General features: G+C 72.2%; 19 protein-coding genes and 3 tRNA genes. 16 read left to right on the top strand and 6 right to left on the bottom strand.

Annotated elements, in window-relative coordinates:
- Positions 1-27 precede the first annotated feature (27 nt).
- On the top strand, positions 28-1,611 hold the full coding sequence (cimA, locus tag ABZ406_RS00625) for a citramalate synthase (protein WP_357754719.1): 1,584 nt from the start codon (positions 28-30) through the stop codon (positions 1,609-1,611).
- A 157-nt stretch (positions 1,612-1,768) separates the two neighbouring features.
- Here the strand turns inward: cimA and ABZ406_RS00620 are convergent, their stop codons facing one another.
- Positions 1,769-2,701, bottom strand: coding sequence for an endonuclease/exonuclease/phosphatase family protein (locus ABZ406_RS00620; protein WP_357755452.1), 933 nt, complete (start codon positions 2,699-2,701; stop codon positions 1,769-1,771).
- Between the two features lie 386 nt (positions 2,702-3,087).
- On the opposite strand from ABZ406_RS00620, the gene ABZ406_RS00615 reads away from it, so the two are divergent.
- The 7 genes from ABZ406_RS00615 (at position 3,088) to arfB (ending at position 8,603) form a co-directional block, all read left to right on the top strand.
- Positions 3,088-3,597 (top strand): hypothetical protein, encoded by a 510-nt coding sequence (locus tag ABZ406_RS00615; protein WP_357754716.1) that lies wholly within the window; start codon positions 3,088-3,090, stop codon positions 3,595-3,597.
- A 210-nt stretch (positions 3,598-3,807) separates the two neighbouring features.
- Positions 3,808-4,857 (top strand): MoxR family ATPase, encoded by a 1,050-nt coding sequence (locus ABZ406_RS00610; protein WP_357754712.1) that lies wholly within the window; start codon positions 3,808-3,810, stop codon positions 4,855-4,857.
- The gene (locus tag ABZ406_RS00605; protein WP_357754710.1) at positions 4,854-5,867 is read left to right on the top strand and encodes a DUF58 domain-containing protein; all 1,014 of its coding nucleotides are present in this window, start codon (positions 4,854-4,856) and stop codon (positions 5,865-5,867) included. Before ABZ406_RS00610 ends, ABZ406_RS00605 begins: the two co-directional genes overlap by 4 nt.
- Positions 5,864-6,823 carry a VWA domain-containing protein gene (locus tag ABZ406_RS00600; protein ID WP_357754707.1) on the top strand — a complete coding sequence of 320 codons (960 nt, stop codon included), beginning with the start codon at positions 5,864-5,866 and terminating at the stop codon, positions 6,821-6,823. Before ABZ406_RS00605 ends, ABZ406_RS00600 begins: the two co-directional genes overlap by 4 nt.
- Before the next feature lie 39 nt (positions 6,824-6,862).
- Complete coding sequence (locus tag ABZ406_RS00595; RefSeq protein ID WP_357754703.1) at positions 6,863-7,747, top strand: trypsin-like peptidase domain-containing protein; 885 nt, start codon at positions 6,863-6,865, stop codon at positions 7,745-7,747.
- A gap of 219 nt (positions 7,748-7,966) precedes the next feature.
- The gene (locus ABZ406_RS00590) at positions 7,967-8,143 is read left to right on the top strand and encodes a hypothetical protein (protein ID WP_357754700.1); all 177 of its coding nucleotides are present in this window, start codon (positions 7,967-7,969) and stop codon (positions 8,141-8,143) included.
- Positions 8,144-8,177: 34 nt separating this feature from the next.
- Complete coding sequence (gene arfB, locus ABZ406_RS00585; RefSeq protein WP_357754697.1) at positions 8,178-8,603, top strand: alternative ribosome rescue aminoacyl-tRNA hydrolase ArfB; 426 nt, start codon at positions 8,178-8,180, stop codon at positions 8,601-8,603.
- 6 nt (positions 8,604-8,609) lie between these two features.
- On the opposite strand, the gene ABZ406_RS00580 is transcribed toward arfB, so the two are convergent.
- Both ABZ406_RS00580 and ABZ406_RS00575 read right to left on the bottom strand, forming a co-directional pair.
- Positions 8,610-9,476 (bottom strand): 3-methyladenine DNA glycosylase, encoded by an 867-nt coding sequence (locus ABZ406_RS00580; RefSeq protein WP_357754695.1) that lies wholly within the window; start codon positions 9,474-9,476, stop codon positions 8,610-8,612.
- 35 nt (positions 9,477-9,511) lie between these two features.
- On the bottom strand, positions 9,512-10,954 hold the full coding sequence (locus ABZ406_RS00575) for a hypothetical protein (protein ID WP_357754693.1): 1,443 nt from the start codon (positions 10,952-10,954) through the stop codon (positions 9,512-9,514).
- A 174-nt stretch (positions 10,955-11,128) separates the two neighbouring features.
- On the opposite strand from ABZ406_RS00575, the gene ABZ406_RS00570 reads away from it, so the two are divergent.
- From ABZ406_RS00570 to ABZ406_RS00555, 4 genes are all read left to right on the top strand, one after another.
- Positions 11,129-11,932 (top strand): fumarylacetoacetate hydrolase family protein, encoded by an 804-nt coding sequence (locus tag ABZ406_RS00570; protein WP_357754690.1) that lies wholly within the window; start codon positions 11,129-11,131, stop codon positions 11,930-11,932.
- Positions 11,933-12,040: 108 nt separating this feature from the next.
- Positions 12,041-12,112, top strand: a tRNA-Gln gene (locus tag ABZ406_RS00565).
- 132 nt (positions 12,113-12,244) lie between these two features.
- Positions 12,245-12,317, top strand: a tRNA-Glu gene (locus ABZ406_RS00560).
- A 154-nt stretch (positions 12,318-12,471) separates the two neighbouring features.
- Positions 12,472-12,544 (top strand) — tRNA-Glu (locus ABZ406_RS00555).
- 175 nt (positions 12,545-12,719) lie between these two features.
- Here the strand turns inward: ABZ406_RS00555 and ABZ406_RS00550 are convergent.
- A complete protein-coding gene (locus ABZ406_RS00550) occupies positions 12,720-13,406 on the bottom strand; it encodes an IclR family transcriptional regulator (RefSeq protein WP_357754688.1) in 687 nt (228 codons plus the stop codon).
- Between the two features lie 49 nt (positions 13,407-13,455).
- Here ABZ406_RS00550 and leuC point away from each other — a divergent pair, with 49 nt between their 5' ends.
- The 4 genes from leuC to ABZ406_RS00530 all read left to right on the top strand — a co-directional run bounded on the left by leuC (position 13,456) and on the right by ABZ406_RS00530 (position 18,454).
- On the top strand, positions 13,456-14,901 hold the full coding sequence (leuC, locus tag ABZ406_RS00545; protein WP_357754686.1) for a 3-isopropylmalate dehydratase large subunit: 1,446 nt from the start codon (positions 13,456-13,458) through the stop codon (positions 14,899-14,901).
- Positions 14,902-14,915: 14 nt separating this feature from the next.
- Positions 14,916-15,503: a 3-isopropylmalate dehydratase small subunit gene (gene leuD, locus ABZ406_RS00540; RefSeq protein WP_357754684.1), complete on the top strand. Its 588-nt coding sequence runs from the start codon at positions 14,916-14,918 to the stop codon at positions 15,501-15,503.
- A gap of 172 nt (positions 15,504-15,675) precedes the next feature.
- Entirely contained in the window at positions 15,676-16,359 is a 684-nt protein-coding gene (locus tag ABZ406_RS00535; RefSeq protein WP_357754681.1) for an HU family DNA-binding protein, read from the top strand.
- Between the two features lie 163 nt (positions 16,360-16,522).
- Positions 16,523-18,454: an endonuclease/exonuclease/phosphatase family protein gene (locus ABZ406_RS00530; RefSeq protein WP_357754679.1), complete on the top strand. Its 1,932-nt coding sequence runs from the start codon at positions 16,523-16,525 to the stop codon at positions 18,452-18,454.
- Positions 18,455-18,482: 28 nt separating this feature from the next.
- Here ABZ406_RS00530 and ABZ406_RS00525 read toward each other — a convergent pair whose 3' ends face one another.
- Positions 18,483-19,361 (bottom strand): NUDIX hydrolase, encoded by an 879-nt coding sequence (locus tag ABZ406_RS00525; protein WP_357754677.1) that lies wholly within the window; start codon positions 19,359-19,361, stop codon positions 18,483-18,485.
- Positions 19,349-20,869 (bottom strand): CYTH and CHAD domain-containing protein, encoded by a 1,521-nt coding sequence (locus ABZ406_RS00520; protein WP_357754675.1) that lies wholly within the window; start codon positions 20,867-20,869, stop codon positions 19,349-19,351. Before ABZ406_RS00520 ends, ABZ406_RS00525 begins: the two co-directional genes overlap by 13 nt.
- Positions 20,870-20,879 lie beyond the last annotated feature (10 nt).

The following is a 20,879-nucleotide window of genomic DNA, read 5'->3' as shown; positions in this document are numbered from 1 at the left end:
TTGTTGCTGCTCCGAGAAAGGATCCTGATGACGTTCCAGGTCTTCGACACCACGTTGCGCGACGGCGCCCAACGCGAGGGGCTCACCTACTCGGTGGTCGACAAGCTGGCCGTGGCGCGGCTGCTCGACGAGTTCGGCGTGGGCTTCATCGAGGGCGGCTGGCCGGGCGCGGTGCCCAAGGACACCGAGTTCTTCCGCAGAGCCCGCACCGAGCTGGACCTACGGCACGCCGTGCTCGTCGCGTTCGGCGCCACCCGCAAGGTGGGAGTCCAGGTCGCGGACGACCCCCAGGTGCGCGCCCTGCTGGACGCGCAGACACCGGCGGTGGCCCTGGTCGCCAAGGCGGACACCCGGCACGTCGAGCGTGCGCTACGCACCACCGGCGCCGAGAACCTCGCGATGATCCACGACACCGTGAGCCACCTCGTCCGCGAGGGCCGGCGGGTCTTCGTCGACGGCGAACATTTCTTCGACGGCTACCGGCACGACCCCGCGTACGGCGCGGCAGTGGTGCAGACCGCGCTCGCCGCCGGCGCCGAACGGATGGTGCTCTGCGACACCAACGGCGGCATGCTGCCGTCGCAGGTGACCGCCGTGATCCGCGACCTGACCGACCGGCTGGGAATCGACGCCGGGCTGCTCGGGATGCACGCCCAGAACGACACCTCCTGCGCGGTGGCGAACACCATCGCCGCCGTGGAGGCGGGCGTCCGCCACGTGCAGGGCACCGCCAACGGGTACGGCGAACGCCCCGGCAACGCCGACATCTTCGCTGTCGTCGCCAACCTTGAACTCAAGCTCGGCATGCCCGTCCTACCGGAGGGCTGCCTGGCGCAGATGGTGCGGGTCTCGCACGCCATCGCCGAGATCGCCAACATCGCCCCCGACACCCACCAGGCGTACGCCGGGGCCGCTGCCTTCGCCCACAAGGCGGGGTTGCACGCGAGCGCGATCAAGGTCGACCCGTTGCTCTACAACCACGTGGACCCGTCGGTGGTGGGCAACGACATGCGGATCCTGATCACCGAGATGGCCGGTCGGGCCAGCGTCGAGCTCAAGAGTCGTGAGCTGGGCCTGGACCTGGCCGGCAGCCCGGAGGCGCTGACCCGGGTCACCAAGCGGGTCAAGGAGTTGGAGGCTGGTGGTTGGTCCTTCGAGGCGGCCGATGCGTCCTTCGAGCTGCTGGTCCGCTCCGAACTGCCGGAGGGTGGCCCGGCCCGACCGTTCACGCTCGAGTCGTACCGGGTGTTGGTCGAGCACCGCGAGGACGGCGCGGTGGTCTCCGAGGCGACCGTCAAGATCCGGGTTCGCGGTGAACGGGTGATCGCCACCGCCGAGGGCAACGGCCCGGTCAACGCCCTCGACGAGGCGCTGCGGGTGGGGCTGGCGCGGCACTATCCGCAGCTACGCGACTTCGAGCTTGCCGACTACAAGGTGCGCATCCTGGAGGGCAGTCACGGCACCGGCGCGGTCACCCGGGTCCTGCTGGAGACCTCGAACGGCGACGGCCGCGACTGGACCACTGTCGGCGTCCACCCCAACGTGGTCGAAGCCAGCTGGCACGCCCTCGTGGACGCCCTCACCTACGGCCTGGCCCCCACCCCGGTGTAACCCGAAACCCCACCCGTCCCGCCCCCGCCCTTCTTTCCCGCGATCTTGCACTTTCTGTTGGCGTTCTGCGGCTTTTGTCGCTGATGCCACGACAGAAAGTGCAAGATCGACGGGGCGGAGGCGGGGTGGAGGCGGGGAGGGGCGGGGAGAGGCGGGGCTAGGGGAGGGTCAGGGTGGTTCGGACTGGGCGGTGGTCGCTGCCGGGGAGGCTCAGTACCTGTACGGAGCGGACCGCTATCCGTTTGTCGACGAGGATGTGGTCGATGGTGACGGGCGGGATGAGGTCGCCGTCGTACGGACCCCAGGTGCCGGTCAGGCCCCGCCCCGCGGCGTCGGCGGCGTCGACGTAACCGGTGCGCAGCAGGGCCCGCAGTGGGCCGTGGTCGAGTGTCGCGTTGAAGTCTCCGGCGAGGATCCGCAGGCCACCGTCCGGGGTGGCCGGTGGTTGAGCGGTCAGGTCGGCGCGCCACGCGCCCACCTGGTCCAGTGCGTACGGCGCCGAGGGGTGGGCCGACTCGACGCGGACCGGGGGTCCACCGGGGACGGAGACCGTCGCGTACGCCTGGTTGAAGCCCCAGCCCTCGAGGTTGTGTCGGACGCCGCCGTCGCTGATCGGCCACCGCGAGTACAGCCCGGAGCCGGCGGTGCCGATCTCCGGGTTGAGCTGCCGGTGCGGCAGCAGGGTGTCGAGGCCGAGCTGATCCAGGGCGGCCTGCGCGTCCGGGGTGAACTCCTGCACGGTGAGCACGTCCACCTGGTGTCGGCGGACCAGTTCCACGAGCGTCCGCGCGTCACCGGCGCCGGCGAGCAGGTTGGCGGTGAGGAGCCGCACTGTCGGCCCGGTCGCCGTCGGCTGTGGGCCGGCCAGCGCCCGAGGCGTGACGGTGCCGAGCAACGCCACCGCCGCCACTGCCGCGACCGCCGCCGGCCACCAGCGCCGCAGGGCGAGCGCGAGGGCCAGGACCAGCACGCTGACGCCCGCGACGTACGGCGTGAAGGCGAGCGCCTGCACCAACGGCCCCCGGTCCAGGCCGAGCAGTCGGGCGACTGCCCAGAGCGCTGTGGGTACGACGGCAAGCCAGCAGAGCACCGTTGCGAGCCGGGCGTTCCGGCGCGTGGGCGGAGCGTCGACGATCACGGCGATGATCCTAGTGGGGCCCGGCGAATCCATTTCGTGAATGGTGGCGCGCTCACATTTCACAATTGTCTGACGGCTGGTTGACACCGCGAAAAAGCGAGATCAACTATTGACTGCCGGCTTTTTCCGGTGCTACGTTCCATCTGGCTTAAACGACGCAACTCTGAGTAGTAACCGCAGCTCAGAGGGGATGCAGATTGTTAGAAAATCAATCTCGTCGGGTGTGAGCGAAGCAGCTTTACCCCGTCCAGTTGTCGTCGTACGCCTATTTGTTGGCAGTCATCCGTCCCGCCCCGCGGGTCGGCCGAATTCACACGGTCACACAAGGGGGACCTGTCATGAGAACATCCTTCCGACGTAAGGTGGCGGCGGTCGCGTTCGCCGTCCTGGGGCTCAGTCTCGCCGGCGGGGGCATCGCTATCGCCCAGCCGTCGGCGAAGGCGCCGCAGGAAGCCGCCCAGCCGGCGGCCCGCGGCACCAACGCCCAGCCTCCGGTGAGCGCCGAGTCGGCGCGCATCGCGAAAGCCGCGCTGAAGGCGAATGCGGCCACTCCACTGGTGGCCACGAACGTCTACACCGTCGTCAACTCCAACGGCACCAAGGCGCGCGGCGCCGGCACCGTGGTCAAGTACGGCGTCGGGGAGTACGAGGTGATCTTCGGCTACAACGTGTCCGCTGGTGCGTTCCTGGCCACCCTCTCCCTGTCCGGCTCCTGCTGCATCCCGCCCGGCGGTGAGGTCTCGGTCGCCCCGCGGCTGCTGACGCCCAACGCGGTCTTCGTGCAGACCCGCAACTCGGCCGGTACGCCGGCCAACCTGGGCTTCACCCTGCTCACCCACACTCCCTGACCGAATCGCGACCGGCCCCCGCGCCTCGTTGCGCGGGGGCCGCTCCGTGTCGTGTTCGGCGTACCAGTGGTCGAACCAGTTGTGCCCACCTCTGCCAGCTCGCGCCTGTCGTCACCCTTCCGTGCAGCTCATCCCTATTCGGGATACTTCGGGGTCGTCCGCCCCGCACAATCCGACGTTTGTCGGGCGTCTGCCCGGGAAGCAAGCACCGTGACGGACATCTCGGACACCCTGGCCAGCATGCCCACCCCGGTCGATCCGGAGCCGACGGGCATCGAGCTGGAACAGACCCTCTTCGAGGTCAAACGCGTGATCGTCGGGCAGGATCGCCTCGTCGAACGCCTGCTCACCGCCCTGGTCGCCAACGGACACTGCCTCCTCGAAGGGGTGCCCGGCGTGGCCAAGACACTTGCCGCGCAGACCCTCGCGACAGTGGTCGGCGGCACCTTCTCCCGGATCCAGTTCACCCCGGACCTGGTGCCCTCCGACATCGTCGGCACCCGCATCTATCGGGCGTCGAAGGAGACCTTCGACATCGAGCTGGGCCCGATCATGGCCAACCTGGTGCTGGCCGACGAGATCAACAGGGCCCCCGCCAAGGTGCAGTCGGCGCTTCTGGAGGCGATGGCCGAACGCCAGGTCTCGATCGGTGGTCGCAGCTGGCCGGTCCCGGAGCCGTTCCTGGTGCTGGCCACCCAGAACCCGATCGAGTCCGAGGGGGTCTACCAGCTCCCGGAGGCGCAACGGGACCGGTTCCTGATGAAGGTGGTGGTCGACTACCCCAGCGACGCCGACGAGCTGGCCATCCTCTACCGGATGAGCGCCGACCGGCCCACCCCGCGACAGGTGCTCGACGCCCAGCGGCTGCGGGACCTCCAGATCCACGCCGAGCGGATCTTCGTCCACCACGCGTTGGCCGAGTACGTGGTGCGGCTGATCCTCGCCACCCGTGACCCGAGCCGGTTCGGGCTGCCCGAGATCGCCCCGCTGCTGGCGTACGGGGCCAGTCCGCGGGCCACCCTGGGCCTGGTCGCGGCCGCCCGGGCCCAGGCCCTGCTGCGAGGGCGGGAATACGTGCTGCCCGAGGACATCAGGGAGCTGGCCGTCGACGTCCTCGCCCACCGGCTGGTGCTCTCCTTCGACGCGGTGGCCGACGGGGTGTCGGCCGAGAGCGTCGTGCGGCGGCTCGTCGAGGCCGTGCCGCCACCCCGGCTGGCCGCCGGACACCCGCAGCAGACGCCTGACCTGGCGGCGGCATGAGACGCGCCACCGCCACGACCGCCGACCCCGGTCTGGCCGAACTGGCCCCCGACCAGCGCCTGCGCCGGCTGGAACTGACTGTCACCCGCCGCCTGAACGGCCTCCTGCACGGCCAGTACCGCGGTCTGCTGCCCGGTCCGGGCAGTGAACCGTCAGGCAGTCGTGAGTACCGGCCGGGCGAGGACGAGGTCCGCCGGATGGACTGGGCGGTGACGGCACGCACCGCCGTGCCACACGTCAGGCAGGTCGACGCCGACCGCGAACTGACCACCTGGCTGCTCGTCGACGGCAGCGCCAGCATGGAGTTCGGCACCGCCGAGCTGGACAAACGGGAACTGGCGGTGGCCGCCGTCGCGGCCGTCGGTTTCCTCACCGCCGGCGTCGGCAACCGCCTCGGTGCCCAGGTGCTGCGCGCCGACGGGGTACGCCGCTTCCCCGCCCGCAGCGGGCGTACCCATCTGCTCGCCCTGCTCCGCGCGCTGCTCGCCGCCCCGCGCGCCACCGCGCCCACCGACCGGCCGGGGCGCGGGCCGGAGGCCCGACCTCCCGACCTGGCCGACGGCCTCGACGCGCTGCACCGGATCGCCAACCGGCGCGGGCTGGTCGTGGTGGTCTCCGACTTCCTCGACGGACTGCCCGACGATCCCGGCCAGGCGGCGCCCTGGGAACGGACCCTGCGCCGGCTGGCCGTCCGACACCAGGTGCTGGCGATCGAGGTGACCGACCCGCGTGAGCTGGAACTGCCGGACGTCGGCCTGATCACGCTCGTCGACCCGGAGACCGGCCGGCACCGCGAGGTGTGCACATCGGACCGTGGGCTGCGCGAGCGGTACGCCGAGGCCGCCGCCGCCCAGCGCGAACAGGTTCACCAGGCGTTGCGCCGCAGTGGGGCCACCCACCTGGCGCTGCGCACCGACGGCGACTGGAGCGCGGACATCGTCCGGCACGTGCACGCCCAGCGTCGGTTGGCCGCCGCGCCGGCCCGCCAGCACCTGGGGGGTGCCGCGTGATCTGGGAGTCGCCGCTGCGCCTCTGGCTGCTGCTCGGCGTGCTCGCACTCGTCGTCACGTACCTGGTGATGCAACGGCGACGCAGCCGGTACGCGGTCCGCTTCACCAACCTGCGACTGCTGGACCGGGTGGCGCCGCAGCGACCCGCGTGGCGTCGGCACGTACCGGCCGGGCTCTTCCTGGCCATGCTGGCGCTGCTCGTGGTCGGCTTCGCCCGCCCGAGCGCCGAGGTCCGGGTGCCCCGGGAACGGGCCACGGTGATGGTGGCGGTGGACGTTTCCACGTCGATGCTCGCCACCGACGTCGAACCGGACCGGTTGGCCGCGGCGAAGGAGGCCGCCCGGCGGTTCGTCGAGGGCCTGCCCGACGAATTCAACGTGGGCCTCGTGGCGTTCGCCGGCAGCGCCGCCGTGCTGGTGCCCCCGGGAACCGACCGTGGCGCCCTCGACGAGGGGATCACCAGGCTCGCCGAGGGCATCACCGGAGTGCAGGGCACCGCGATCGGCGAGGCCATCAACACCTCACTCGGCGCGGTCAAGAGCCTGGACAGCAACGCCGCGAAGGAGACCCCGCCGGCCCGGATCATCCTGCTCTCCGACGGCGCCAACACCTCCGGGATGGACCCGATGGAGGCCGCCGCGGAAGCGGTGAAGGCGGAGGTGCCGGTCCACTCGATCTCGTTCGGCACCCCGTCCGGGTTCGTCGACCGTGGTGGCCGGCCGATCCAGGTGCCGGTGGACGGCCAGACCCTCAAGGAGGTCGCCGAGGAGACCGGCGGCATGTTCCACGAGGCCAGCACCACCGACGAGCTGCGCGCCGTCTACGACGACATCGGCAGCTCGGTCGGCTACCGCACCGAGCGGCAGGACGTGTCGGCCCGGTTCATCGGCCTCGGACTGGTGTTCGCCATGGGCGCCGCCGCAGGCTCGATGCGCTGGTTCTCCCGACTGCCCTGACCTTCGCGCACCACCCGACGTCGACAGTGAGGAGTACGCATGGCAGTGCAGACCGGACTGGGCGAACCGCGCGGTCCCTGGTTCATCTCGCCGGAACTCGACCCGGACGGGCGCGGGTGGTGGGACGCGCCCGAGCGCGACCCGGGCGGACGGCGACCCGGGCGGCTGCTCGCCGTACTGGGCGTGGTGGCGGTCTCGGCCGTCTCCGGTGCCCTCGCCGGTGGTGTGGTCGCCAGCCGGGACGGGGCCGCTGGCCCGGCTGCGGCGTCCGCCGCCCCGGTGCCCGCCGAACTGGTCACCGCGGCCGAGCGGACCGTTCCCGGTGTGGTGTCGGTGCTGGCCGGGGGCACGACGAGCGGGTCCGCGACGAGCGGGTCCGCGACGAGCGGGTCGGCTACCGGCTCCGGCTTCGCCGTGGACGACCAACAGCATCTGATCACCAACGACCACATTCTGGCCAAGGCGGGCGGCGGGCCGGTGACAGTGGAACTGCCCGACGGCCGCCGGTTCGCCGCCCAGGTGGTCGGACGGGAACCGCGCAGCGACCTGGCGGTGCTGAAGGTACCGGCATCGGCCGGTCTCACCCCGCTGCCCCTGGCCAAGCCGGGCGCCACCCGCGTCGGTGAACCGGTGCTCGCTGTGGGTTCGCCACTCGGTCTGGCCGGGACTGTCACCGCCGGCATCGTCAGCGCGCTGGACCGGCAGGTGCGCCTCGGCAACAACCGGCACACGGCGGTGCAGACCGACGCGTCCATCAACCCCGGCAACTCCGGAGGGCCACTCGTCAACGCGCGCGGCGAGGTGGTCGGAGTGAACACCGCCATCGCCACCATCGACGGAAACGGCTCGATCGGCATCGGGTTCGCCATCCCGATCGACCAGGTGCAGCAGACCGCGGACACGATCATCGGCAAGGGTGGCTGAGCTGCTCGAACGCCCCGAACCGGGGCTGCCACTGTCAGATATCCGGCCGGACGGCATTGGACCATGGAAATATTACGCTCCGTATGGATACTGGCGGAGGTGGAGCGTCCTCTTCTCACGGTCCTCCTGCTGGTGGGCCTGATCATCGGATGTGCAGTGGGGTCTGCGTACGCCCGGGCACGACGAGGGTGGAACGATTACCAGACCGTCAGGAAATCGGTGCCAGGTGCCCGCCGGGGCGCCTGGTCGCTGATCCGCGGTGTCGCCGTGAAGGCCGCGGTGATCGGGGTGCTGCTCTTCGGCGCGGTGGCGTACGCGGCCGTCGGCTCCGACGAGGAGACCGCCGGACCGGCGCCCAGCCAGTCCCCGACGCGGAGTGAGCCCGCGCACCGATGACCCTCGGCGGCTCGTCGCGGGTTAGCCTCGGGGCGTGGACGACGGACTGCGGGTGACCGACCGGTGGGTCGTCCCCGCCGGAGAGCTACGGGAGCGCTTCTCCCGCTCGTCGGGGCCGGGCGGGCAGGGCGTGAACACCGCTGACTCCCGGGTCGAGCTGAGCTACGACCTGGCCAACTCCCCAAGCGTGCCCGAGTGGCTGCGGCCGCGGGCGCTGGCCCGGCTGGCCAACCGCCTCGTCGACGGGGTCCTGACGATCGCCGCCAGCGAACACCGGGCCCAACTGGCCAACCGGGAGGCGGCCCGGGCACGGATGACGGCCCTGCTGCGCGAGGCCGCGGCGCCCCCACCGCCCGCCCGCCGAGCGACCCGCCCGTCCCGGGGGGCCAAGGAACGCCGGCTCGCCGAGAAGAAGCGCCAGTCCCAGCGCAAGCGGGACCGCCGCGCCGACGACGACTAGAGCGCGCTAGTCCGGGACGGCGGCGAGCAACCGGTCGCGCAGCACCCCGGCCCGCTCGGCGAACCCGCGCTGCGCCGCCGCGTACTCGGCCCGGCCGTCCGAGGTCTCCACCCGCACCGGCGGGTAGCCGAGTGCCGCCAGGTCGTACGGGCTGGCCCGCATGTCGAGCGTGCGGATGTCCCGGGCCAGATCGAAGGTGTCGGCCACCAACTCAGAGGGGACCAGCGGGGACAACTTGTACGCCCACTTGTACAGATCCATGTTGGCGTGCAGGCAGCCCGGCTGCTCGTTCGCGTGCTGCGTCTCCCGGGTCGGGTTGAGCAGGTTCAACGGGCGGGCCGGCGGAGTGAAGAACCGGAACGCGTCGAAGTGGCTGCACCGCACGCCGCGCTCCTCGACGACCTCGGCGGTGCGTTCCGCGCTCAGCCGCAGCGGCCAGGCGTTGTGCCGCAGCTCCTCCCGGGTCTGCCGGTAGACCATCGCCCACTCGTGCATCCCGAAGCAGCCGAAGTGCGGGGCCCGTTCCCGCGTCGCCGCCAGCAGGGAACGGATCCACGCGATCGACTCGCCGCGGCGCCCGCGTACCCCCTCGGTGTCGAGGGTGACCCCGGCGGTGCCGGCGCGGTAGTCGCGGCCGAACTCGGCCGGATCGGCGTCCCGCAGCTCGACACCGGGCCCCGGATGCCAGCGACGCAGCTGGGCCGGACGGTGCGAGTAGTAGGTGAACAGGAAGTCGGCCACCGGATGCCGCTCACCGCGTCGCCGCCGGGCCAGGTGCGGGGTCAGCCAGACGTCCACCCGCTCCTCGTGGGCCCGCCGGCGGGCCTGCCACTGCGCCACGTCGAGCACGGCGGGGGCGAGGGCGGCGGTCACGCACCCCAGGGTACGACCGCCGCCCCGCACGCCGGTCAGGGCATCTGCACCCGGACGCCCGCGGAGAACACCCCGCTGCGCAGCTCCAACTGCCGGGGCGGGTCCCGACCGTCGACGGTGAAGACGAGCGGGAACACCATCCGGGTGCCCGCCGCCATCGGGTCGGCGAAGACGTCCCGACCCAGGTTCGCCGACCGGGTGGCCAACTCGTCGGTGCTCACCCAGCGGCCGCCCGGCAGGTACGCCCGTTGCAGCTCGCTGTGCCACGGCTGGTGGTCGCCGGTGACGTTGCGCACGCCCACGGTGGCCTCGCAGCGTCGACCGTTGGACGGTGCGGCACCGCCGCCTGCGGCCTTCCCGGCGGTGCCCGGCGCGCCGCAGGTCATCCGGTACACGGTGAACTCGAACGCCGACTCGCGCAACGGCACGCCCAGCGACCCGGTCACCGCGGAGCCCACCCACGCGCCGCTCGTCGGTTGCTTCTGCGTGTCGATCGACGCTACCTGCCGGGTCGCCGTCCACCCCGCGGTGCCGACCACGGCGGCCAGCGCCACGACGGCGGCACCCACCAACACCCAGACCGGCGGGGTACGCCGACGCCGCACCGGGCTCGGGGCTGCCGGCCGGGGATAGACGGTCCCGCGGCCACCCTCGGCCCCGCCGCCGGTGGAGAGTGCGGCGGCTGTCACCCGACGCCCGCGCCGACGTCGCCACACCCACACCAGGGCGGCGCTGATCACCAGCAGAACCGCCAGCCCGGCGAGCAGCACCGGGTAGCGACGCCACGGCGGTGCCTCGGTCACCTCGGCTGCCGGCGCGGCTGCCGCCTGCCAGGTCGCCGAGGCGCAGTCGTACGGTCGGCTGCCATCGCTGGTGAACGCGCAGGTCGGCGCGGTCAGCGGGCGGCCCGGCGCGGTCGCGGCGAGCGCGGTGCCCAGCGTGGTGGTGCTGTGTGCGGGCAGCCGCAACCGCCAGGTCACCTCGGTGGTCGACCCGCCGGCCGGGGTGGAACGGCCACCACCGCTGATCGCTGTCGTCGACGAGCCCGGCGGCAGTTCCTGACGCACGGTGGTCTCCAGCGGCGAGTTGCTCACGTTGCGCACCTGGATCCGGTACCTCGGTGCCGGGCTGGTCTCCGTGGCGACAGCGACGGTGACCTGTTGCGCGGGCGCTGATGCCGGCGCTCGGGACGGCGGTGCGATCGCCGGTGGCGCGGACGGCGGGGTGGGCTCGGTCACCCGGGCGACCATCGCCACCGGTGGCCGGGTGACCACTGGTCCTGGTGCGGCCCCCGTCGGTGCTGGTGCGCCGGCCGGTGCCAGTGGTGCGGCGGCCGTTGGTTGTGGCGTGACGGCCGGTGGTCGTGGCGCGGCCGCCGCCTCCGGGGCCGCCGTCGGCAGGGCCGGCACGGCGGCGAGGATGCCGAGGCAGTGCACGAACACTGCGAGGGCTCTGTGGTGTCGTGTCGATGCAGGCATACGAACGAACCTCCGGAGCCGACGCTAGGGGCGAGCCGCCACCGTGCGGGTACGAAGTCGAGAAGTCCGCCCCACTCACCTCCAGCTCCGCTAAGGTGCCGCGCGGTGACGGGTTGAGCACACCCGGCCGCCGGTCCTGGCCGGTCGGGGGGTCGGCGGGGCTAGATTGTCCGGGTGCGTATCGCTCGTTTTGCCCATGCCAAGGGAATGTCGTTCGGTGCCGTCGAAGGCGAAGCGGAGGCCGGGCCGCAGGGCCTGACCATCGCCGAGATCGAGGGCCACCCGTTCGGCCAACTCACCTTCAGTGGGGCCCGCTGGGCCCTCTCCGACGTCCGGCTGCTCTCGCCGATCCTGCCCAGCAAGGTCGTCTGCGTCGGTCGCAACTACGCCGACCACGCCGCCGAGCTCGGCAACGAGGTGCCCAAGGAGCCGCTGCTCTTCCTCAAGCCGTCCACCTCGGTGATCGGCCCGCGCGACGCCATCCGACTGCCGATCTTCTCCAAGCAGGTCGAGCACGAGGCGGAGCTGGCGGTCGTGATCGGGGCGCCGGGCGCGCGCCGCGCCGACCGGGCCGCCGCCGAACGCGCCATCTTCGGCTACACCTGCGCCAACGACGTCACCGCTCGGGACCTCCAGCGTTCGGACAACCAGTGGACCCGGGCCAAGGGCTTCGACTCGTTCTGCCCCATCGGCCCGTGGATCACCACCGGGCTGGACGTCTCCGACCTGGAGATCCGCTGTGAGGTGGGTCGCAACCCGGAGGAGATGGAGGTACGCCAGCTCGGCCGGACGAAGGACATGGTCTTCGACGTGCCGGGTCTGGTGTCGTACATCTCGCACGTGATGACCCTGCTGCCCGGCGACGTCGTTCTCACCGGCACTCCGGCCGGGGTTAGCCCGCTTCTCGAAGGGGATACGGTCACCGTGCGGATCGACGGCATCGGCGAGCTCACCAACCCGGTGGTTCCCGTCGCCTGAGCCGTCTGATGCCCCTGTTTCCGCAGCTCACGGGTGGTTCGGGGGGATCGGATTTGGCCTGCTGGCACCGGGAGGGTAAAGTTCACCCCCGGCGCCGCAAGGGGCCAATGGGGTATGGGGTAATTGGCAGCCCGACTGATTCTGGTTCAGTTAGTCTAGGTTCGAGTCCTGGTACCCCAGCGCTGCTGGAATTCGCGAGAATGTCCAGACGCTGGATTCTGACGGAGTTCGACTCCGCCCCTCCGGGGGCGGAGTGGTCTTCGGAAGAGTGCAGCTCCTCCGCCGCTGAGGTGGGGGAGCAAAAGTTTTCCTGGCCCCGTCGTCTAGTGGCCCAGGACGCCGCCCTCTCAAGGCGGTAGCGCCGGTTCGAATCCGGTCGGGGCTACAGTGTGCACAGCCCGTCTCACCTGGTGAGGCGGGCTGTTTCGTGTCCGCAGTTCGGTGCTCGGGTGCGCCGGGAGGCCCCGCGCTCGTGCCCGGGTACGGTGCCGCTAGACTACAGTCGTACCGCCCGCGAGGGTGGTGAACGGAAAAGTTCTGGCCCCGTCGTCTAGTGGCCCAGGACGCCGCCCTCTCAAGGCGGTAGCGCCGGTTCGAATCCGGTCGGGGCTACAACCAAAGGCTCATCTCGCTTCCGCGAGATGAGCCTTTCTCGTACCCACCCCCTTCGGCTGCGGTGATCAAGGGGTTTGCGTCACGACACGCCGAGGGCGCTGACGCAAACCCCTTGATCAACGGGGGCCAGGGGGGTGGGGCAGGGGGCAGGGGGCAGGGTAGGGGTGGGGGGTTAGAGGCCGGATAGGCGTTGGCCGGCTCTCACCACGGCCATGGCGTGGCGTTCGCCGGGGCGGCGGCCCAGGCGCTCGATCGGACCGGAGATGCTGACCGAGGCGATGACCCGGCCGGTGCGGTCGCGGATCGGGGCGGAGACGCTGGCCACACCGGGCTCCCGTTCGGCGACGCTCTGCGCCCAGCCACGGCGGCGTACCTCGGCGAGGGTGCGGCCGGTGAACTTGCTGCGCGGCAGGAGCGGCATCACCGCCTCCGGTGGCTCCCAGGCGAGCAGGATCTGCGCCGCGGAGCCGGCCGTCATCGGCAGCACCGAACCGACCGGGACGGTGTCCCGGAGGCCGCTGGCGCGCTCGGCCGCCGCCACGCAGATCCGCTCGTCCGCGCGGCGGAGGTAGAGCTGTGCGCTCTCACCGGTGGCGTCGCGCAGCGCGGCCAGCAGTGGCTCGGCTGCGGTCAGCAGAACGTCCGGTGCGGCGTTGGCCAGCTCGCCCAGGCGGGGGCCGGGTCGCCACCTGCCCTGGGTGTCGCGGACCAGCATTCGATGGATCTCCAGGGCCTGGGCCAGGCGATGTGCGGTGGCCCGGGGCAGCTTGGTGCGTTCAACGAGTTCGGCCAGGCTGGCGCCATCCACGCAGGCGGCCAGGATGACCACCGCCTTGTCGAGAACGCCGACACCGCTCATACTGTGTCCCACAAGCCGAAACTTACCTCCCAGAATTTAGGATGTCCAGATGGTGGGAGTCACTCCTGAGCCGAGGACCCTGGCCGAGAAGGTCTGGGACGCGCACGTCGTACGGTCCGCCGCCGGTGAGCCGGACCTGCTCTTCATCGACCTGCACCTGCTGCATGAGGTGACCAGCCCGCAGGCGTTCGACGGGCTTCGGCTCGCCGGGCGTCGGGTGCGTCGTACCGACCTGACCCTCGCGACCGAGGACCACAACACCCCGACCGGGTACGCCGACCCGGCGTTCCGCCTCCGCCGTGGTGACCTGCTCACCATCGAGGACCCGACGTCGCGTACGCAGATCGAGACGCTGCGCCGCAACTGCGCCGAGTTCGGGGTGCGGCTGCACCCGCTCGGCGACGACAACCAGGGCATCGTGCACGTGATCGGCCCGCAGCTCGGCGTCACCCAGCCGGGCATGACGATCGTCTGTGGCGACTCGCACACCGCCACCCACGGCGCGTTCGGCGCGCTCGCCTTCGGCATCGGCACCAGCGAGGTGGAGCACGTCCTCGCCACCCAGACGCTGCCGCAGAGCCGGCCGAAGACCATGGCCGTGAACGTCACCGGCCGCCTCGCCCCCGGCGTCACCGCCAAGGACCTGGTGCTCGCGCTGATCACCCAGGTCGGCACCGGCGGGGGTCGCGGGCACATCGTCGAGTACCGCGGTGAGGCGATCCAGGCCCTCTCCATGGAGGGGCGGATGACGATCGCCAACATGTCGATCGAGTGGGGCGCCAAGGCCGGCATGATCGCGCCGGACGAGACGACGTTCGCGTACCTCAAGGGCCGCCCGAACGCGCCGCAGGGCGCGGACTGGGACGCGGCCGTGGCGTGGTGGCGGACGCTGCCCACCGACGAGGGCGCGCCCTTCGACGCCGAGGTGACCCTCGACGCCAGCCGGATCACCCCGTTCGTCACCTGGGGCACCAACCCCGGGCAGGGCGCCCCGCTGAGCGCGCCGGTACCAGACCCGGAGGAGTTCCTCACGGACGCGGAGCGCACCGCCGCCCGCCGGGCCCTGGAATACATGGACCTGCGCCCCGGCACCCCGTTGCGGGAGCTGCCCATCGACGTGGTCTTCGTGGGGTCCTGCACCAACGGCCGCCTGGAGGACCTGCGGGCCGCCGCCGACGTGCTGCGCGGCCACCGGGTCGCCGCGGGCGTGCGGATGCTCGTCGTGCCGGGTTCCGCCGCCGTGCGCGAGGCCGCCGAGGCCGAGGGGCTGGACAAGGTCTTCGCCGACGCCGGGGCCGAGTGGCGGTTCGCCGGCTGCTCGATGTGTCTGGGCATGAACCCCGACACGCTGAAGCCGGGCGAGCGCTCCGCCTCCACCTCGAACCGCAACTTCGAGGGCCGTCAGGGCCGTGGTGGGCGTACCCACCTGGTCTCGCCGCCGGTGGCCGCCGCCACCGCAGTGGTCGGCCGGCTGGCCGCCCCCGCCGACCTGTAGAAGGGACCGACGAGATGGACAAGTTCACCACCCACACCGGCACCGCCGTGCCGCTGCGCCGGTCCAACGTGGACACCGACCAGATCATCCCCGCCGTGTACCTCAAGCGGGTGACCCGGACGGGCTTCGCCGACGGCCTGTTCAACGCCTGGCGGGAAGATCCGACATTCGTGCTCAACGATGAGAACTATTCCGGGGCGTCGATCCTCATCGCCGGCCCGGAGTTCGGCACCGGCTCCTCCCGGGAGCACGCCGTCTGGGCACTACGGGACTGGGGCTTCCGCGCGGTGGTGGCCCCACGCTTCGGCGACATCTTTCGCGGCAACTCCCTCAAGGAAGGTCTGTTGCCGGTCGAGTTGGAATTGAAAGCCGTCGAAGAGTTGTGGGACCTGGTCGAGTCCGATCCGACCACTCCGGTGACCGTCGACCTGACCGCCCGTCAACTGCGGGCGGGGGATGCGAGCTGGTCGTTCCCGCTCGACGACTTCAGCCGTTGGCGCCTCCTGGAGGGCCTCGACGACATTGGACTCACCCTCCGCCACGCCGACGACATCGACTCCTACGAGGCGCGCCGACTGCCGTTCCTGCCCTCTGTGGCATAGCCGTTAGGCCGCTCGCGCAGCGGATTTCACCCCCATCGGGCCATCCGGTGGGGGTGAATCCGTTACGACACAAGGGCTTTTTTCTACCGAATGTTTGTGTCCCGGCAGCACAGGGCATACCGTGCGCGCAGAATGGCTCGCGACGAGTCAGTTGCACAATCGGGAGGAAGTCGTGAACAAGGCCGAGCTCATCGAGGCGCTCGCCGTTCGCCTGGGGGACCGGAAGATGGCGACGGCCGCGCTCGACGCGGTCCTCACCGAGGTCCAGGCGGCGGTCACCAAGGGCGAGAAGGTGGCGATCACCGGATTCGGAGCGTTTGAAAAGCGTGTGCGTGGCGCACGAACAGCGCGCAACCCGCGTACCGGCGAGGCGGTGAAGGTCAAGAAGACGTCAGTCCCGACCTTCCGTCCCGGCGCCGGGTTCAAGGAGATGGTGGCCAGCGGCAAGGTGCCGAAGGCCACGGTGGCCACGAAGAAGGCCACCACGAGCACCGCCACGGCCAAGGCGGCGGGCACGAAGGCGACCGGCACCAAGGCGGCCACCGCCAAGGCGGCGGGCACCAAGGCGACCACGGCGAAGGCGGCCAGCAAGAAGACCGCCCCGGCCAAGGCGAGCAAGACCGCCACGGCGACCAAGACGGCCGCCAGCAAGAAGACCGCCCCGGCCAAGGCGAGCAAGAGCACCACGGCGTCCACGACGGCCGCCAGCAAGAAGACCACCGCGGCGAAGAAGACCACCGCCGCGACCCGGTCGACCGCGGCGAAGAAGACCACCGCGGCGGCGAGCAAGAGCACGGCGGCCAAGAAGGCGCCGGCGAAGAAGGCTCCGGCCAAGAAGGCGGCCAGCAAGCGCTGACCGACCGGCACCGAAAGGGCGTCCACCCGTGGGGTGGGCGCCCTTTCGGCGTACCGGGACGGTCTTTCGGCGTACGGGGACCGTTGACCGGGTTGCCGCGCTCGCGCAGAATCGCCGTGCCGGCCACCCCTGGGCCGGACCGTCGACGGGAAATGGGGCGCCGGTGCGCTACCGCCAGCTCGCCACCGGCACGCTCGCGCTGGGCGTGCTCCTGCTCATCGACGTGCTGCGGGTCTGGCTGCCCGGCATCATCACCATATTCGGTCAGGCGGCGTCCACCCCGGCCGAGCTGATGGGGGCGTTCGCCCTCGGCTGGTTCGTGCTCGCGATGGGCGCACCCGCAGTGGTCCGCCGCGTCGGAGCCCGCCCGGTCACTGTCGTCGCCGCCGTCGCGCTCGCCGTCGCCCGGCTCGCGCTGACCGCCGCCCCCGGCGGGCGTACGCAGCTCTGGTTGGCCACCGCCGGGTTGCTCGCCGGGCTGGTGTGGCTCGTCGGCGTCGCCGTCGACACCGATCGCCCGGTCCCGGGGCTGGCGTTGGGGTTGGCGCTGAACGCCGCTCTGCACGGGGTGCTGGACACCGTCGACCTGGTCTGGCGGGGTGACTGGGTGGCCTGGCTGCTCAGCGCCGGCACGGTGGCGGTGTTCCTGGCCGCCACGGCGCGCTCCGGCCGGCGCGTGGATGCGGAGAACGCCCCCGCTGAGGCCCCTCACGCCCCCGCTGACGCCACTGCGGGCACCGCTGGTGCCCGGGCCTGGCTGCTGGCCGGGCCCGCGCTCCTGCTGGCTGGAATGGTGGCGCTCTCTCCGGCACTGGCCCGGACCGGGATGTCGTACCTGGTCGCCGGGGACGGGGTCGCTCGTTCGCCGCTGTTCGGCCTGGCGCCGGTACCGGTGGCGGTGGCGGGGTTCCTGGGCACCGCGTTGACGCGCCCACCCCGTGGGTGGGGCCGGGCGTACGGGCCGGTGGCCCTGCTCGCCGGCGCGGTGCTGTTCGCCCTCGACCGGGGCGACCTGCTCCTGCCGGCCATCCTGCTCGCCGCGATCGGCCTCGGCGCCTGCCTCGCCCTGACCGACGACGCCAACGAGTCAGCCAGCGGCACCGAAAGCGCCTCCCGGCGGGGGTACGCGGTCGCCGCCGGGATGCTCGTCTTCGCGGTGGGGGCCGTCGGGTACTACTCGGCCTACGACCTCGGCTACCCCAACGCGGCGGTGCCAGTGGTGGTGGCCGTGCTGGTCGCCGCCGTGGCGTTCACCGCCCGTCCCGTCGTCCACCGGCTTGCCGGGCCGTTCCCGCCGCTCCGGGCCGCCGCACTGGTCACCGCGCTGGCCCTGCTGGCGCCCGTACTGGCCGACGAGGTGCCGGTGGCCAGCAACCGGGAGGGCCCGCCGGAACGGTTGACTGTGGTGGCGTACAACATCCGGATGGGGTTCGGTCTGGACGGTCGGTTCGACCTGACCGGCCTCGCCGAGGTCGTCAACCGGCAACAGCCCGACGTGGTGCTGCTCAGCGAGGTCGATCGGGCCTGGCTGCTCAACGGCGGGCACGACACCCTGGACCTGTTGGCCGACCGGCTCGGCATGCCGTACGTCTTCGGGCCTGCCGCCGACCCGGTCTGGGGTGACGCGGTGCTCAGCCGTTGGCCGGTGAGTGATCCGCGCACGCTGCCGCTTGCCGCCGTCGGCGCACCGACCGGAGCGCAGGCCCTCGCCGTCACGCTGGACCTGAGCGACGGCGTCAGTGCCGCTGTGGTCAGCACCCACCTGCAACCGCCGCCCGGCCGGGGTCCGGTGGTCCAGGCCCGCGCGGTCGCCGAGTTCGCCATCCGGTACGCGGCCGGTCGGCCGTTGGTGGTGGCGGGTGACCTGAACACCGAGCCGGGCGACGAGGCGTTCGCGGAGTTCACCAACGCCGGCCTGGTCGACGCGTTGGCGGCGGCCCGACCGCTGCCCACCAGCCCGGCGGACGACCCGCGTCAGCAGATCGACCACATCTTCGTCTCGTCCGGCCTGACCCCCAGCGACCCGGTGGCGCCGCGCAGCACTGCCAGCGACCATCTGCCGGTCGCTGTGACAGTGACCCTGCCGCCCCGCTGACACAGCGGCTGCGGAGCGGACACGGGCTCTACAGACGGTCGGCGGCCAGCAACCGGTCGGTGCCGAAGGCGAGCAGCCAACCACCGCCCTTCGGCGTGGTGAAGTCCTCGTCGGTGCGGCCGGTCAGCCGCTCCAGGGCACCCGGCAGGACCTTGCCCTGGCTGCACACCGCCGACTGCCCACCGGCGCCGGCCAGCTCCAGCAGCCGGGCGGCGGTGGCCAGGATCCGCTCGTCGCCCTGCTGGCCGGGTTGTGGCTCGTCCAGGTCGCCGCAGACCTCGATCGGCAGGTCGAGCAGCGTGGCGGCCGGGTCGAGCGTCTGCACGCACCGTCGCGGCGACGCGGACACCAGCCGGGCCGGTCGGATCAGCGCGATCAGCCCGGCCAGCGTGCTCGCCTGGGCCCACCCCTCGGCGTCCAGGGGGCGTCCGACGTCCGGCCCGGACCAGGTGGCTCGCTTGCCGGCGTGCGCGTGCCGAACCAGCGCGACGGTCGCCGTGACCAACGGCAGCGCGGCGAACGCCGCCAGCACCTCGGCGTCGTGGGGGTAGCTGACCAACCGGATCGCGTCGTCCACAGCGAGCCAGCGGATGTCGTCCACCTCGGTGCCCGGTTGGAAACCGCCGCTGGCCACCGCGAGCATCGACCAGTAGTCGACCAGCTTGGGTTGCCCCTCGCTGCGGTACCGCACCGACGGCAGTCGCATCTGCGGCACGCCCCGCACGTCGGACTCCTCGGCCACCTCACGGACCGCCGCCGCCAGCGGGTGCTCGCCCGGCTCCAGCTTGCCCTTCGGCAGCGTCCAGTCGCCGTAGCGGGGGCGGTGCACCACGCAGACCTGTACGCCGTCGGCGGTCGGCCGCCAGGCCACCCCGCCGGCCGCCCGGATGCCCGTCACGGCAACCAACCGGTGCGGCGTCGTCGGGTGGCCTGATGCCAGGCGGCCGGCAGGAGACCCCGTGTGCGGCGGACCGACAGGCGTTCCCGCTCGGCCAGCCGCCCGGCGGTCACCGCCAACTCGTGGTCGTCCGGTCGTTCGGCGGCGATGTCCAGCCAGGTGTCCGCCGCCACCGCCGCGTCCTGGTGTTCGCCGAGCACGTCCTGCACCTGGGCGAGGGCGCGGGACAGCCGGCGGGCGCCCTTGCCGACCGTCGGGGCCACCGCGTTGACGGCGTACCGGGCCTGCTTGGCCTCCTTGCGTACGGCGTGCCAGCGGTCGTCCGGCGACTGCGGGTCGAGCCCGTCGACGCCGTCCGGCCCGCTCAACCGCCGCCAGGGGCGCGCCACCAGCGCGGGTAGCGCCTCCGCGGCGGGGGCGGCGGCCCGGCGGGTGAGTCGAGGGGCCCGGGCTGCCAGCACCAGGGAATCCACCAGGGCCAGGTAGCGCGCGGAGCGCAACGCCTCGTCGATGGCGGCGACCGCCCGCCGCTGTCGTCCGGCCAGCACCTCGTCGAGCCGGTCCACAGCGCCCCGGTCGAGCGGGCTCAGCGGATCGGCGTCGGCGGTACGACGCAGCCGCGCGCGCAGCACCTCGGCGTCGCGGGCACCGCCGAGCACACCCGCCAACCAGCGCAGCTCGTCGCGCAGCGGCCGGGACCAGGTCTTGCGCAGCAACGGCTTGAAGGTACGCAGATCACTGCGCAGACGTCGACAGGCCACCCGCATCTGGTGCACAGCGGTGTCGCCACCGTCGGCTGGGGCGCGCAGCCGGAACAGCGGGTCGTGCGCCACCAGTCGGCGGATCTCCTTGCGGACCGCCTCGGTCACCACGTCCCCGGCGGTCGGCTCAGCGGGCAGCCCGGCCGGCCCGACCAGATCCGGATCGGCCTGCGCCGTCGCGCCCAGCGCCCGGACGTGCTTCGGTGTGAACGACCCGCCCCGGGCGCCGGCCCCGCGCAGCACCTCGCCGACCCGGTCGAGCAGCTTTCGGTCGCCGGCCTTCAGCTCCACCTCCACCTCGCGGAACGTGTCGGTGGTGGTGCCGGCGTCGTCGAGCACCGTCACCCGGTCGTCCACCACCTCGGCGAGCACGGTGCCGGCCCGGTCGCACACCTCGTACGCGTGCCGGACCGTCCGCACCACAGTCACCGGGGCCAGCGGCGCCCCCCGGTGCAGGACGGTGACCAGGTCCACCAGCTCCGCCGGAGGCTGGCCCTTCGGCCCGGGACGGGAGATCTCGTGCCGGACGCCCGGCGTCCCGGTCGGGAGTTTGACCGTCCAGGGCAGCTCGTCGCCCCGCCGGTGGCGTAGCGAGGCACCGGCCCGGGCCAGCCGCAGGTCGACAGTGTCGAGGTAGCGGGCGACAAGCGTCACGGCCGGCAGTGACCGGACCCGACCACCGGCCGGGGCCGTGCCGGCCAGGTCCGGCAGCACGTAGGCATCGTCCACCTCGTACTTCTGCTCTTCCTCGACCATCAGCTCAGCC

Origin of the sequence: Micromonospora sp. NPDC005710 (assembly GCF_040630995.1) — a bacterium.
Classification (GTDB): Bacteria; Actinomycetota; Actinomycetes; order Mycobacteriales; family Micromonosporaceae; genus Micromonospora.
Note: the sequence above shows the minus strand (reverse complement) of the source record. Positions and strands in the feature narration are given on the sequence as shown.